General features: G+C 38.2%; 11 protein-coding genes and 1 tRNA gene. 2 read left to right on the top strand and 10 right to left on the bottom strand.

The window, feature by feature from the left end; translation table 11 throughout:
• Positions 1 to 17: 17 nt before the first annotated feature.
• The 10 genes from MUB50_RS15570 to MUB50_RS15525 all read right to left on the bottom strand — a co-directional run bounded on the left by MUB50_RS15570 (position 18) and on the right by MUB50_RS15525 (position 12,833).
• Positions 18 to 1,454, bottom strand: coding sequence for an oligosaccharide flippase family protein (locus MUB50_RS15570; RefSeq protein WP_227574332.1), 1,437 nt, complete (start codon positions 1,452 to 1,454; stop codon positions 18 to 20).
• Positions 1,451 to 2,209, bottom strand: coding sequence for a hypothetical protein (locus MUB50_RS15565; protein ID WP_118369088.1), 759 nt, complete (start codon positions 2,207 to 2,209; stop codon positions 1,451 to 1,453). The genes MUB50_RS15570 and MUB50_RS15565 overlap by 4 nt, the downstream gene beginning before the upstream one ends.
• A complete protein-coding gene (locus MUB50_RS15560) occupies positions 2,200 to 3,468 on the bottom strand; it encodes an O-antigen ligase family protein (RefSeq protein ID WP_227574331.1) in 1,269 nt (422 codons plus the stop codon). The genes MUB50_RS15565 and MUB50_RS15560 overlap by 10 nt, the downstream gene beginning before the upstream one ends.
• The gene (locus tag MUB50_RS15555; RefSeq protein ID WP_118369092.1) at positions 3,468 to 4,274 is read right to left on the bottom strand and encodes a glycosyltransferase family 2 protein; all 807 of its coding nucleotides are present in this window, start codon (positions 4,272 to 4,274) and stop codon (positions 3,468 to 3,470) included. The genes MUB50_RS15560 and MUB50_RS15555 overlap by 1 nt, the downstream gene beginning before the upstream one ends.
• 16 nt (positions 4,275 to 4,290) lie before the next feature.
• On the bottom strand, positions 4,291 to 5,289 hold the full coding sequence (locus tag MUB50_RS15550; RefSeq protein WP_118369094.1) for a Stealth CR1 domain-containing protein: 999 nt from the start codon (positions 5,287 to 5,289) through the stop codon (positions 4,291 to 4,293).
• 6 nt (positions 5,290 to 5,295) lie between these two features.
• Positions 5,296 to 6,396 (bottom strand): glycosyltransferase family 4 protein, encoded by a 1,101-nt coding sequence (locus MUB50_RS15545; RefSeq protein WP_118369096.1) that lies wholly within the window; start codon positions 6,394 to 6,396, stop codon positions 5,296 to 5,298.
• Positions 6,396 to 6,980, bottom strand: a complete 585-nt coding sequence (locus tag MUB50_RS15540) for an acyltransferase (RefSeq protein WP_118369098.1) — start codon at positions 6,978 to 6,980, stop codon at positions 6,396 to 6,398. The genes MUB50_RS15545 and MUB50_RS15540 overlap by 1 nt, the downstream gene beginning before the upstream one ends.
• Positions 6,981 to 6,995: 15 nt before the next feature.
• Positions 6,996 to 8,276 (bottom strand): glycosyltransferase family 4 protein, encoded by a 1,281-nt coding sequence (locus MUB50_RS15535; protein ID WP_227574330.1) that lies wholly within the window; start codon positions 8,274 to 8,276, stop codon positions 6,996 to 6,998.
• Between the two features lie 64 nt (positions 8,277 to 8,340).
• A complete protein-coding gene (locus tag MUB50_RS15530; protein ID WP_244791605.1) occupies positions 8,341 to 11,418 on the bottom strand; it encodes a fucose pyrophosphorylase domain-containing protein in 3,078 nt (1,025 codons plus the stop codon).
• A gap of 209 nt (positions 11,419 to 11,627) precedes the next feature.
• Positions 11,628 to 12,833: a transposase gene (locus tag MUB50_RS15525; RefSeq protein WP_244791603.1), complete on the bottom strand. Its 1,206-nt coding sequence runs from the start codon at positions 12,831 to 12,833 to the stop codon at positions 11,628 to 11,630.
• A gap of 802 nt (positions 12,834 to 13,635) precedes the next feature.
• Here MUB50_RS15525 and MUB50_RS15520 point away from each other — a divergent pair.
• Positions 13,636 to 14,202, top strand: coding sequence for a hypothetical protein (locus MUB50_RS15520; protein ID WP_244791601.1), 567 nt, complete (start codon positions 13,636 to 13,638; stop codon positions 14,200 to 14,202).
• A 263-nt stretch (positions 14,203 to 14,465) separates the two neighbouring features.
• Positions 14,466 to 14,539 (top strand) — tRNA-Pro (locus MUB50_RS15515).
• The last annotated feature ends 98 nt before the right edge of the window (positions 14,540 to 14,637 follow it).

Genomic DNA, 14,637 nt, shown 5'->3' with positions numbered 1-14,637 from the left:
ACAGCTTACACTGCTTATCATATTTTTAATTTGACTCTTCTTATACTCTCCATTACGAACTCATCTTTCATAAGCAAGAGAAAGAGCCCATACAAAATAATTCCAACAAATATTTGTACACTTAAAGCTACCATTTTATTTGAAATTAATATTCCTATTCTCCAAACCATTATAGACATACACATAGCTGAAATAAAGTATTTGAAAAAGCACATCGAAAGCTTAGGAATTTTCAACTCAACTTTACTATATATAATAAACGCTACTAAAATAACACTTTCAGCAAAAACCGAAGCAATCGCTGCTCCACATGCTCCTAATTTAGGAATGAGTAAAATATTTGTCACAAAGTTTACAATTGCTCCTCCAATAACTCCAATATTATACTCTTTCTGTTTACCTGCTGAAATCAAACATTGTTTACCTATCGTATTGTCTAATCCAATAATTATAATTAAAAAACTAAAAATCCTTAATAAGAGTATACATTCTTCATAACCTTTACCTAGAAAAACAGGAATTAAATTCTCTGAAATTGCCATAGTACCAAAACATATCGGACATGCAATCAACATAATAAATTTCATTGTAATTCCCATTATACGTTTACGTTCTTCCTTATTATCATTTTCAAAAAAATATGCCATTCTAGGAAATGTAACAGTTCCAACAGTTGTTACAAAAACCAATAATATCTGTTCAATTTTATATGCCTGCTCATAATATCCGTTCTGAAATTCCGATCCTGTAATCCATCCTATCATACTTTTATCCAAAACCGTATACACCATAGTTGCAACCGTAGGAATAAAATATATCATACTTTTCTTCCAATGCTGTATAATATTCATATTTTTAAAGCTTTTAGGCTTAATATATTTAATTACTTGAGGCCACAAAGAAAAATTACCAATCAAGGTTATGCCATGAATTATTATTGCATATATATATAAATCATTATGTTCTCTTACCAAAGCAAAAATCAATACTATGTTTAATACTTTTATTATAATGTTTCTCATTGCAAGCATTTTGAACCATTCAAGTCCCTGTAAAATAAAAGACACATCATTCATTTGACCTAATATATAGAGACTTAACACACTATACAACAGTTTATATTGTTTTGATGCTTTTAAAATAACAACAAAGTAAATTAATAAACTTATCATTAATGTAACTAAACGCCCAAAAAATATTTCACTCACAGTTTTATGCAACAATTTCTTATTATCTCTATTTCTGGCAATTTCTAATTGTCCATATGTTGCAGTTCCAAGGCATCCAAATATTCCAAAGTATGTCACAATAGATAAAGCATAACTATATTTTCCGATTCCATCAGCTGACAAAACACGAGAAATATAAGGTGTCGTGAATATAGGTGTTATAACTGCAAGAATCTGATAGATCAAATTAAATAGAAAATTACTTTTCAAACTTGTTTGTTTCACTTATCAGTCACCCTCTTATTTTTACAGCTTGCTATTATATTCCATAAAATCTCATTGTTATATATATTAGTTTTACATAAAAAATCTATAATAATTTCATGTTTTTTTCTAATGTCTTCATACTTTCTTCCTGTACTTCCCGAAATACCCAAAAACAAAGGTCTTTCCATAAACATTTTATATTTGATTTTATATTTCTTTAGTGCTTCATAAAATACATGCTCTAAGTACTTTCCTTGAGAATCATATGTATTTTTATATACATTGAGCATATACTTTTTATAAGTATCTATAGATATACAATAAAATCTCGTATCAATTTCTTTTGAATAATGCTTTTTCATAAAACAATTTCTATCTTTTCGCAACAAGTTTTCTATATTTGAGATTCTTAGTCTTCCTGTTATTTTACAAAAAAAGTAATCACTGTCAGATATTATTTTACTATTATTCAAAACATATTTAATAATTTCTCCTTCACCATATCCTTTGCCATATGTATTCACTAAATCAGGGCTAGCCTGAAAACATAACCATTCAAATTTTTTAAACCTTATTTTTGCGAGATCTTGAATTTCTTTATCATCATATACATATCCACTATTATCGCAAAAAACAATTTTATCAAAAACTTCTGACTCTATTGCCCATTTAATTGTTGATATATAATCATCTAAGCGCAAGCGATCATCTCTTACTGCAACATATGGCGTATTATCATTTACTTTTATACATCCCGTTATTATTAATAACATTTATGTATCCCTTTCATTTCTAATTTATTGCATGAAACATATATATATTCAAACAATGCAATACATATAGCAAAACAAGGCATTCTTTGATAATTTACAATTATTAGCGTTGCACTTGTGACAATAATATAGCAAAACATTCCTATAAGCATAAGGTACTCTGAATACGAACTAATTTTACCTTTTACAGATTGTAAAACAAATAACATTCTCATAATAGGAATAATATATATAACAATAATCCCAACAATTCCAGCAATGCCTAAGAAACCAATAATTCCTATATCTTCATAATTATGATTCTGCCAATACGCAATTCCGTATTCATTCATAATTTTCTCCGGCGATATAATTCCAATACCAAGCAATTTGTTTTCAATAAAATGGCTCATATAAAATTGAATTTCATTCAATCTATAAAGTGTTGAATTACCATTATTTTGAATTGAAAATTTAGATAATATCTGGTCGATCATTCCACCAGCAATAGAAAAAAACCCTCCTAAAATCAAAAAAATCCATGTTAATATTTTAGAAAATTTGTTCTTTTTTGAAAAAAGTAACATTGCTATCAACATGAACAGCAACGCAATTGTTCCCATTCTTGTTTTTTCAACATATATTTGTCCTAATAATACTATGCACATCTTAAAAAAATCCAATTTTCTATTATGTACAACACTGTTAGAAAATAAATATGCTATAACTAATGGGGTAAAAACCGCACAATCAACAATTCGTATATATCCATTCTTTTGTGCTAGCGCATCTCCGCTTATTTTTAACAGCATAAATCCAAAATGATTATTCATAAATGCATTAATAATCAATGATATATATCCTATCACTGTTATGTTTGCAATCGTATCCAATACCTTTTCGCTATTACTATTTAACAGCAAATAAAACAATGGAATAATCCATATAAGAAAAAAATAATGCTGAGCAGCACTGTAGAAAGCACTTAATGATTGATTATATCTAGAGTGTGTGTACAAAAATTGTGGTATCACAAAACCTCCCGCTAATATAATCATGTACTTGTTTATATAATTATCTACTTTCTTTATACGTTTAAATAATATAAAAAAATATATCAATGATACAACTGAAAAAAAGCCAAAAATCTGCATATGAATATATTGATATTGTTGAGGTAAATAGAATCTATATCCTCTGCAGCTTACAATTACTATCACATACAACAGTAAACAAATTAATGTAGTTTTGTTGAGATGTATTGTTTTTTTATGAAGCATTATTTAATAATCTCCCGTTTTTTATATTTACGATAAATATCATCTATACTACTTACTATATTTCCAATCCAACTATTTTCAGATAATAGTAATTTGAAATATATATTTTTAATTTTTTGTGTCAATGATTTTGCATCAACCAATCCTAAGTCTTCCTTTATTTTCAACGTACCCAAATATGTTTTATATTTTTCTTGATTTGAGTAACCATTCATACTATAATCAGCGATTATCAAATCTACATATTTAAAAGTCCCGCCATTTAAATAAAGTCTAAGAAAAAAATTGTAATCTGCCACTCGATAAGCTAAATCAAAAAATTCTGTTTTCATAATACTTGTTTTTGTAATACTTGATTGATGGCAAAATGGCATATTCCATTTCATGAATTCAATAGGATCTGCTTTTGTCATCCATTTTTCATCTCTAGAAACTCTAACTGTATTTCCATATATAACATCATCGTCCAATTCTTGATTTGCCAAAAGTGTTTCTAATACTTCTGAATCATGAAATTTATCATCCGCATTCATAAAATTGATATATCTTCCTCTAGCCATTTGAATTCCTTTATTCATTGCATCAAAAATTCCTTGATCTTGCTCAGAAATATGACGGTACTGCACCCCTCTATTTTTAAACTTCTTATCATATGAACATACTATTTTGTAAGTATTATCTGTGGATTTCCCATCAATTAAAATATATTCATAATCTGTATATGTTTGCTTCAAAACTGATTCGATTGTACTCTTTATAGTTCTTTCAGCATTATAACAAACTGTCACTATACTTATTTTACACATGTTATTCTCTCTCTTTTTATAATTCGTAATTTGATTTTTGGGGGAATTTTTTTTCAAATGCTCTCAACACTTCTGATTTAGTTTTTTCAAAATTCGAAATTTTACTTGAATCGTTAATACAAATAGTTTTATGCTTATTCATTTCTATATCCTTTAATATTAAGGTCGTATCATCATTTATAATATACATTTTTCCAAAATCGGGAGAACGCGGTACAAAGTTTCCATTCGCAAGTTGCCAGTATCTCATCAACCATTGATTTACATCTTTGTCATCTCTGAATTTATGTTCACACACCTCTTCCAAATATTTTTCTTCTTTTTCCCAAACTTCTCTAAATGTTTCCTTTAAATAAGAATATGGTGTATGTAATTCATAAAATCCTGCAAATTCTTTCCATGGTAATAAGAATAATGTTCTTAGCATATATTTCCCATATCTCGGATTAATCCATTTAGTTAAATTTTTTTTAAATTGAAGTTTAAAATCAAAATAATCCGAAAGCACACATAAATTATTAACAATAATATGTGGAATTCCTTGTCTGTCCATTTTTATAGTATTTAGCACTGCACAATCTTTAGGTGTAGTTTCGGAAAAAAAATCCTCCGGTTTAACATAATCGTTCAAAAACATATCATCATTAAAATAAACAAATTTTTCAGTCAGATCTGGTATCCTATGTAAGTTAAGCTCAATTACATGTGAACTAAATGTGGGCAAATATTTTTCATCTATATAATCTTTATGGTCGACTAAGTTCAATTTAGGATGATTTATATTAAGCCATTCAGGTTTCTGACCACATGTTACAAAATGTATTTTCCTAACCCAAGGTGCATATTTTTCAACAGCTCTAAACCAATATTTCAAATTTTGCCAATCTCTATAACGCACTTCATTATTAGTATGATTTCCTTGTTGACCTTTATATTTATTTTTGTCCTCTATCCATATTGGATCCTGATCATCTACCCATAATATAACAAAATCAATATCCGCTTTTTCACTCATAATATTTCACCATTTATTATATATTTCTTTCATTTTTCCCAAATAGTTCTTTTCACTAAAATGTGATTGACATATTATACGATTATTATTACAAATTGCCTTTAAATCAGTGACAGAAACATAAAGCATTTCTTTATAAATCATTTTCTTATTTTGTTCATTAAATATCACAATTCCATTTACGCCATCCTCCACGATATCTGGAATACCAGCATGATCAGTTGTAATAATGAACATTCCATTTCCCATTGCCTCAAGAATACTAATAGGTTGACCTTCATTGGGATATCTGGTCGGCAATGCAAAAATATAGCATTTTTTTAGAAGTTCTCTCTTCTGTTCGCCACCTACAATCCCGTAATATGTAACATACTCTTCCAGCCCGTTTTCTTTTATATAGCTTTCAAAGTAATCTTTTTCACTGTCTTCAAAGAACTTGCCTGCAAAATCAAAATGGAATCTTTTCTCTCCACCAGCGTCTACACGCTCTTTTTCGGCTTTTGCCATTTCAAGAACGAATGAATATCCCTTACTTCTAATAAAGTTGCTCAGCCAAAGGACATGAAGAACTTTTTCATTTTCTAATGCTTTCAGCTTTTCTTCGATTTCTTGGTCTGTGAGCAAATACTGATCATCAACGCAGTTTTCTACGACAAAAATCCTGTCATCATCAATCATCCCCTCAAAAATCTTCTTCAGAGAGTTTGATAGAACAATCGCACCAGATAGTTTCTTGATAGCCTTATAATTTGCTTTGCGTTGCCAGCCAGCCATATCGTTATCGACTAACTGACGATAATATCCGCCATGGAGATGAATCAAGCATTTCTTGTGCTGCAATTCCAACAGCTTAAAAATGACCAAGTCCCGAAGATTTCCGCCTTTCGTTTGGCTGATTGTAAAATAAAACAAATCAGCCTTGCTACGGCTTATCTTCAGGAGATTCTTAATAAAGTTCTTGTTATTGGTAATATCCACCTTTTCAAATTCAAACTCCCCTTGCGAATCAATCTCAAAATTCAAATTTGAATTATAAAGAGTCTCAACTGCCTTGGATAAGCCATGCATTGGAGGAGGAAACTGAGCAATAAAACATATTTTCTTCATCAGCTATTGCCCTCCAACCTCTTAATAACTCTCGCCGGATTACCAGCAATCACACAGTTATCTTCGAATTTTCCGCATACCACAGCACCGGCACCGACAACGCAGCCATCCCCCAGCACTGTGCCTTTCAGGATTATACTGTTGCACCCGATGAAACAGTTCTTACCGATCTTGATTTCTCTGCTTGGCACCAGATCACTGTCACCACCATTTTCATCCCGGAGCAGTTTGTTTCTGGTTTCTGTTTCAATAGGATGGAAGTCATTATCCAGAATCTTGCAGTTACCACCAATGCAGGTATTCTCACCAATCGTGATCTTCTTGCGGGCGTAAATCGTAGCACCTGAAATTCCCACATTATCTCCGATTTCAATCTCTGCACCAGGTGCACGGGTAACGATGATTGTCCGGCTGTAAAGTCCAACCAGATTACTGAGGAAGCTGCTCTTAATCGTGGCGTTCTCACCGATCTTCAGCTTGGCACCACCTTTGTTGAAGATGATTGGTACGCCTTTCAGCAAGAGGTTCTTTCCATATTCAACTTTCGTCATCTTCATAACCAGCTTGAACCAGTTACTATTCATTCCCTCTCGCCTCCTTTACAGCTTCAGAATTTCTTCTGCATACTTCTGTACACTTACATTTCTGGTCAGATTTTTTTCAAGGTTTTCCCGGCTTCTGGCTCCCATGGCCTTCAGCTTTTCACTTCCAGCATTCTCAATAAACCAGCGGATGTTTTCTTCCACCTGGTCATACTCGCCCGGCTCGCAACACAGGCCACCCTTTGTGTCCTCAATAATGCAGCGAATCTCAGATCCAGATTCCAGCACTCCAATTACTGGCTTTGCAGCAGAAGCCAACCCGTAATATTTTGACGGACAGCTCACGCCTTTAATGCCTTTCGCATTCACACACCAGTGGACATCTCCAGCATTCAGACTGTAAATCAAGTCTGCCTTGTCCTGATATGGGATAAAAACTACATTCTCCATATGATGCTCGGTCACATAGTCTTCCAGTGTTTTCAACACAGAACCAGCACCGACAAAGGCAAAGACAACCTCTCGGCCATCTGCCGTCTTGGTATCAGCACCAAACTTCTCAACCACTTTGATCAGGTTCTCAAGGTCATAGTACAAACCGATATTGCCGGAGTACATGATGACAAACTTGCTATCTAGGCCGTACTTCTTCTTAAAAGCAACTACTCTCTCGTTGCCTGCTTCCAGCGGATAGATTTCATTTTCATCGATCCAGTTATTGATCATGACAGTCTTCGGGACTTTCTTGCCCTTGAATCTGCCTTCTACCGTCTCGACCAGATCCCGCCCAACTGTGATGATCAAGTCACTTCTCTTGCAGCTGAACTTGTCAAACCACATCATAACGTCCGTAACGAACTTGCTCTTGGTGTAGCCAACGGCTAGCACCTGCTCCGGATTGAAGTCCTGAATATTATAAATGTACTTGGCGTGTTTCATCCATTTGCCCCAAACGCCAAGGAGACCGCCGAGAATAGGAGGCTGAGAAATTGAGAACACATAATCCATCTTTCCAACCTTAAAGGTTGCTCCCATTGCTCCAAAGAAATAAGAAACGATGTTCTTTACACGACTCTTCTTATTGGTCTTGCTAAATTCCGGTACTCGGATCCGCAGTACTTTTACGCCGTTGATTTCTTCTTCATAATATTTTTTTGTTTTATATTTATCTTCAATCGTCCCTAAATAACTGGGCACTACACAAATGACTGTGATGTTAAATTTATCCAGCATACCCTCCGCCAGTTCACGGAGGATCTGCCCCGTTGACGCAGTATCTGGAATATAGTAATGAGCATAAATCAGAAGATTTTTCTTACCTGCTCTCTCTTTCTTCATCTGCTATATTCCTCCAAATTTACTTCATTCCTTATTAAGAAATGAAGTTTTTCAAAACTTATCTTCACACAAACTCCACGTTCCAGACATCCACTCCGGAATCCTGGAACACCTCTCTCAACCTCTGATGCAGCATCTCCTGTGTGATGCCTTTCTTCAGTATTACCTGAAGGAAACCGCCGCCTCCGGCTCCGGAGATGAATTTTCCGTCGATCATGTCTTCACATACACTGAAGATCTGGTCTATGCAGGTGTTGGTTGAGCCGGCATCCAGCTTTTTGGAGATTTCCCAGTGCTGGTTGAGAAGGTTCGCGAATTCGTCGATGTCTTCTTTTTCCAGGGCAAATTTCATGAGTGCTGCTACTTTCTGCATCTCATCCAGTGCCTCCAGAGATTCTTTTCGGCCGCCGATGTAATTTCCTACGACTTCTCTGAGAAGGTTTCGGGCAAGGCGCCGCTGGCCTGTATAGATCAGAGCGAATCGTTCCTGAAGCTCCTGTTTCGTTTTTTCCGAGATTTCTACCTTTTCTACCTTCAGCTGCTGCCGGATTCCGGGTCTTGATGTGATAAATTTGATTCCGAGTGTCAGGCCGCCAACCTGATCCTGCCAGCCGCCGCCTGTGCTCATGATCTGCTCCAGGTTGAGGACTGTATCATAGATCTGGCTGTCATCCCAGTTCTCCCCAAGAAACTCTGCAAAAGCTTTAACGCAGGCTCCTGCAAGAATACTGCTTGTTCCAAGGCCGGATCCTTTGGGAACGCCTTTGACGCAGGTGGAAAGGTAGAATCCGCCGCCCATTTTTTCCAAGACCTTTTTCAGATCGGCCTTTTCCTCCAGCGGAAGGATCCCGCAGGCGATAATGGCTGCCTTGTGCAGGGCAAAAGGATCGTATGGATTATGGCAGTCCTGGATCTCTTCTGCACTTTCTGCTGTTCCGTAAGCACCTGTGTCTGTACTTGCCAGCTCAATATGTAATTCCGGTATCTTCCGAATCTCTACCTCGATGGGTTCACAGCCTCTCAGCAGGATTGCTGCGTTAAGAACAGTTCCGCCGTGTTCGTTGCAGTATGGCGGTGTGTCTGACCAGCCACCGCCCCAGTTCACACGTACCGGCAGATTTACCTTTACCTGTTCTTTTGCGATCGTATAGCCGCTGTTTCCTGTCAGCTGTGTCTGAGATGCGATCTCTTTCTGGATCTGTGAAAAGCACTCCTGCTCCAACACATCGTATGTTTTTCCGTCAAAGCATTTTTTAGTGAATTTCATGGAGCGTGATACTGCATACAGGATCCGTATTTTCTGTGAAAAATCTGCTTTTTCAGCTTCTTTCATCAGCAGGTGGTAATGTCGTTCCTGAATTTCTTTTTCACCAAAGATCTTAAGTGCAGGAATGTAATGTCCGCCTTTTTTCAGTTCTCCCAGAAAAACTGCCACCAAGATCCTTGCTTCCAGATCTTTTTTCCAGGAAAGGATATTTTCTGTATTTCCATACCGGAAGGATTCTTCCAGACTCAGTCTCGGCTGTTTTTTCCAGCTCTCGATCTGCTGGGGTTCAGCAAGTCCTTCGCTCATTTTTACAAGAAGGTTTCCTGCCTGTGCTGCTTCCTGGAATGTTTTGCAGACCGGATACAGTTTTGCATTCCAGAGTGCGTGGGTTTCGCCGGTCCAGATATCTTCCAGCGCCAGTCCATTGGCCGAAAGAAAATCTGCCAGGTTTCCCCGCAGAAAGCTTCCTAGTTCTTCCAGCGTTTTCTTCGGATTATCCATGACTCCATATGTACGGATCACGCATCGTCCTGTCTGACCGCCGCAAAGCTCTGTGATCTCGTCCTTCAGCTTCACACCGTGAAATACTGTGTTCGCCGGTATATGTACATCCTTCAGGGAGAGTCCGGATACTACAGCGCCCTTTCCGACGTGGGTTCTTCCCTCAAGGCAGGTGTCTTCAATATAGGTTCCTTCCTCGATGTCAGCTTCCGGTCCGATCAGTGCTGTGTGCAAAGCTCCCTGGCAATTCAAGTCATTGGTGAATACGTGTTTTTTCCAGTCAAGGAACTCATAATCGGTTACTTCTTCTGTCATCAGAGCACGCAGTTCTCTCGTTGTTCCGAAATGGATAAATTCTGCAGGAGAAAGACAGATCAGCTTCATCTGAAAAGGACTTAATGCCTTCCATATTTTTTCTCTGCAGGTAAAAAGCTCTGTGCAGAATTCGCCTTCTGGTTTTTCTTTCTGATATTGTTCAAAGGTGGAATCTGCCGCCAGCGGATACAGAAAATCTCCGTAAAAGCTGACTCTTGCTTTTTCATTTACAAAGCTTTCGTATTTATCCGGATCTGCTTTTTTTCCTGATGCATCTGCGATCAGACTGAACAGTGTTTCCAGTATTTCGGCGTCCAAAAGTACGGCGCCTGTGTCAAGATCCACGCAGTCCTGTCCATTCACGGCTCCCAGCCTGCGAAGTGTTTCTGCCGGCTGTTTGTGAAGAAACATTTTTACATGGTCGCTTCCATCGTTTAAAAACACTCCATGATCGACTCCCACTTCTACCGGAGATTTCATGGAGATCGCCGCAGCTCCGCGGAACTGGGCATCTATCTGTAAAGGATTAAAAAGGAGGAGCACATCCCCGGAAAGTACCAGCATTCCTTCTTTGAACCTAGCCGGAACGCCTGCCATACTGATGAGAAATTCATCAAACAGTGTGGAGCCTCTTCCATCCGGAAGTTCCCTTGGTACTGGTGAAAAAAGCTTTCCGCACACAGAATACTGTGGGACTCTTTTGCTGTCTCCGCCGGAATGGATCACAAGGATTCTTTTGTTATGGAAATCTCCCCGGAGTCCTTCTTCCTCCGAAAGAAATCGGAGCACATTCAGGGTTGCTCCGCCGGAGCCTACTCTTTTGCCTTCCGGATCCGGGAGCACGAAATATTTTGTCCATCCCGGCAGTACGCCCTGTTCCAATCTGTCTGCGATCTGGCTGCGGAAGGATCTAGCCTGTTCTTCATTTGATGAGGTCAGGATCACATAGTCCCATCTGGGAAAATTTACTTTGCGGATGCTTCGTGCATAGTCTTCCCATGCATCCTGGCAGCTTTGCCGCAGAAAAAGATTTTTCAGTTTCCTGTATTCTGTGTTCATTGCTTTCCTTATCCTTTGCTTTTTCATACTTTCTTTTTTTACATAACTTCGAATACTCTTATCCGCTGTCACGGCTGTGCCGGAGCTTCTGGCGGAAATTCTTGGCCGACTCTTCCTTATGATAAGGGAGACACGACAGGCGGTATTCAACCTGTCAGCATCTGCCTGTAGCAGAAGCTGAGTTGTGCTCTCGCTCTATAAAACAGTGGTCATACCACTTGTTTCCCAAACTGAAGAATACATTTATGGCTCAGATTTCTGGCACTGTTCAGGCTTCGACTTCCTCGGTGCCCGTTCTCACAGGTATATTCATCTGTTTTGCGGTTTGCTGTCTTAACTGGCGCACCGCAGACAGAGCAGGTTTCGGATATCCCTTTTGCATAGGTTTCAATGACCAGAATGCCGTTTTTCCATGCTTTATAGGGCAGATTGCTCCTGATCCCGGAGCTTAGATGCATAGTGCTCCAGTTTCCTGATCCGATCATCACATAGTCTGTGTATTCTTTTTTGTATTTTGGAAGGACGATCAGCGAAACCTGCTTTTCCAGGCAGAAGCCTATGATCTGTGAACTGATCTCATGGGCATAATGCTCCGACAGATGCTTCAGATGCATCCAGTATTTCCTGTTTTCTCCGGGCTGTTTTTCCCCGCCGAGAGATTTCCGGGCTTTCTCGATTTTTTTCCTGATCTGATTGCAGCGGTGCGTATATTCTTTTCCGCCGCCCCAGAATTTCACATCTGTTTCCTTCCCCATGCCGTCACATACTGTCCCCACAGCAAAAACATCTCCATTTGTAAACTGGATGGCACAGATCTTCCGTCCTTCCTGGATACGCTGTTTTACTGTTGCAGTGTCTGCTGTAAATTCCTTTACGGGAACATGCAGCATGAGATATTTCTTCTCAAATGTTACTGAGGGTGACATCAGCTCTGCTTCTGCGGGAAATTCTCTGCCGTACAGCCTGCATCTCATCCATTTCCACTGTTCTCCTGTCCATACCTTCAGTGTGATCTCCTTATGGGAAAAATCTCTGTACATTCCTTTATAATAGGTAACTGCCGAATGAAGCTTTTCTGCTTTTCTCCCCGGAATGGACTTTTGCCTGGATATGTGACTCTTTGCTGCGGCTATGGCACTGTTTATCGCAGCACGCCTGAAATACAATGGGACTTTTTCCCAGGGAAGGGGATTCTGTGGAACCTGCTTATCTCTTCCCATAATGGTCAGGACTTCCAGGGCCCGAAGAGTTTTCTGGCTTCCTAGTTCTCCCAGTTCCTCATGAGCCAGCAGAAGATCATAATAAAAGCTTTCAATTTCATTATAGAAATCCTGGGTTTTCCTGAGCCATTCCGGATGTCCGCAGCAAAGTCGGAGTCTTCTGGTTGTTATGCTGTAGCCTGTATTGGACGGCATGTTCTCTTCCTTCCGTTTATTTATATAACTTATCCAATATTATTATCCTGTCGCTTAATGTTAGATTAAGCGACAGTAATTTTTTTGGATTATTCTGTTGTTTGATCCAAGATTTTGAACCATATGTAATGATAACATCCGCTTTAATGCTTGTCAAGCGATCTGAAACTGCCATAGCTGTCCAATTATGTCGTTTTTTGTGCCGTTTTACGCAACTTTTTATATATCAGAGAAAGAAAAATACATATCAATATATAAAAGTGGTCATGATAAGTGGTCAGATGTATAGTCCCAGGGACCTGTATTTTGCGGGAAATATCAGGCTTCTTGGTATAAGATTCATGGTCATAAGTGGTCAGCTTTTGTGGTCAGAAAAATGGCGAATTCCCTTATATACAGGTTTTTTCAGGTCCTGTCGCTTAATCTAACATTAAGCGGCAGTTTTCACATTCTCTTCATTTTCCTTTCACACAATGCACACATTTTTTTACTATATTATTAACCGTAGATAGCAAATGCAAATGCTAAATAATCTTTTTCTTTTTCATACTTTTTTGCCGGGAGTCTGCACAACTCCCGGCCTCCTTTTTTTGTTCTTCAGGCAGTTCGCCTGCATTTTCTATTATTATTAAAGATATAAAAATATGTCTTGTTTTTTCCTCTTTCATATATTATACTGATTAAGAACTTATTGTTCCTGTCCAGTTTGTTCTTTGATAATTTCATAGACTTCACACTCGAAACATGATACAATATCCGCACAGAGAAATATGCGGTACAGTTTTTATGGGAGGATGCGCATATGTTAGATCAGAAAGATTTGGAATTATTAGCTGGTATGATAAACCCGATCAATGTCCAGCTGGGCAATATAAATAACCGATTAGATGGTATCGACGCCAGACTGGATGCTGTGGATGCTCGTCTCGACGGTATCGACGCTCGTCTCGATGCTATGGATGCTCGTTTCGACGGTATCGACGCTCGTCTCGATGCTATGGATGTTCGTTTCGACGGTATCGACGCTCGTCTCGATGCTATGGATGTTCGTTTCGACGGTATCGACGCTCGTCTCGATGCTATGGATGTTCGCTTCGACGGTATCGACGCTCGTCTCGATGCTATGGATGTTCGCTTCGATGAAATAGATGCCCGCTTCAACCGGGTAGAAAACAGACTTGAAATGATCGATCTGAAATGTGATACCAACAGAAAACGCCTAGACGACCTTTCACTGGATGTTAAGCTTGCAGAACGGGATATCCGAAAAGATATCAAGAATTTACAGGACACAACAGAAACTCTTGTTGTTGTACTTCAGGGAAGAGGTATTTTACCTGACCCGGGTAACACAATACAGACAGCCTGAGCATACCATGTGAAGAGTGTGAAGCCTATGAAAGTATCAGTTACTGTTCACTGGTAATGTTCCGCGAGGTGTTTTTTGTGAGCGAAGGTCACAGAAAACCCGAGACATACCGCGCGAATTTATGCGATCAGCATAAATTCTGTGCATCGCGAAGCGTGTTACTGAGAACGGAGTGAACAGTAACAAGTATCAAGGGATCACACTCTTTCTCCTCAAAAAATGGTTGCATTTACAATTCGTTTATGTTATAGTTATATGCGTTGCGGGGTATGGCGTAGCTTGGTAGCGCGCACGGCTGGGGGCCGTGAGGTCGCAGGTTCAAATCCTGTTGCCCCGATTGAATATCATAGATATTATTACAGCTAAGGTTTCCGAGGTCTGATGACTTCGGATTTTTTATTACCTTTATTATCTTACTATTTTTCGAAAGGAAGG

Origin of the sequence: Blautia sp. NSJ-140 (assembly GCF_022868965.1) — a bacterium.
GTDB lineage: Bacteria > Bacillota > Clostridia > Lachnospirales > Lachnospiraceae > Blautia_A.
This window is presented reverse-complemented; position numbering and strand designations above follow the sequence as displayed.

Excerpts from the sequence above, each read along its gene's own strand:
- MUB50_RS15565 (WP_118369088.1), bottom strand. The coding sequence starts at position 2,209 with ATGTTATTAATAATAACGGGATGTATAAAAGTAAATGATAATACGCCA.
- MUB50_RS15560 (WP_227574331.1), bottom strand. The coding sequence starts at position 3,468 with ATGCTTCATAAAAAAACAATACATCTCAACAAAACTACATTAATTTGT.
- MUB50_RS15555 (WP_118369092.1), bottom strand. The coding sequence starts at position 4,274 with ATGTGTAAAATAAGTATAGTGACAGTTTGTTATAATGCTGAAAGAACT.
- MUB50_RS15550 (WP_118369094.1), bottom strand. The coding sequence starts at position 5,289 with ATGAGTGAAAAAGCGGATATTGATTTTGTTATATTATGGGTAGATGAT.
- MUB50_RS15545 (WP_118369096.1), bottom strand. The coding sequence starts at position 6,396 with ATGAAGAAAATATGTTTTATTGCTCAGTTTCCTCCTCCAATGCATGGC.
- MUB50_RS15540 (WP_118369098.1), bottom strand. The coding sequence starts at position 6,980 with ATGAATAGTAACTGGTTCAAGCTGGTTATGAAGATGACGAAAGTTGAA.
- MUB50_RS15535 (WP_227574330.1), bottom strand. The coding sequence starts at position 8,276 with ATGAAGAAAGAGAGAGCAGGTAAGAAAAATCTTCTGATTTATGCTCAT.
- MUB50_RS15530 (WP_244791605.1), bottom strand. The coding sequence starts at position 11,418 with ATGAACACAGAATACAGGAAACTGAAAAATCTTTTTCTGCGGCAAAGC.
- MUB50_RS15525 (WP_244791603.1), bottom strand. The coding sequence starts at position 12,833 with ATGCCGTCCAATACAGGCTACAGCATAACAACCAGAAGACTCCGACTT.
- MUB50_RS15520 (WP_244791601.1), top strand. The coding sequence starts at position 13,636 with ATGTTAGATCAGAAAGATTTGGAATTATTAGCTGGTATGATAAACCCG.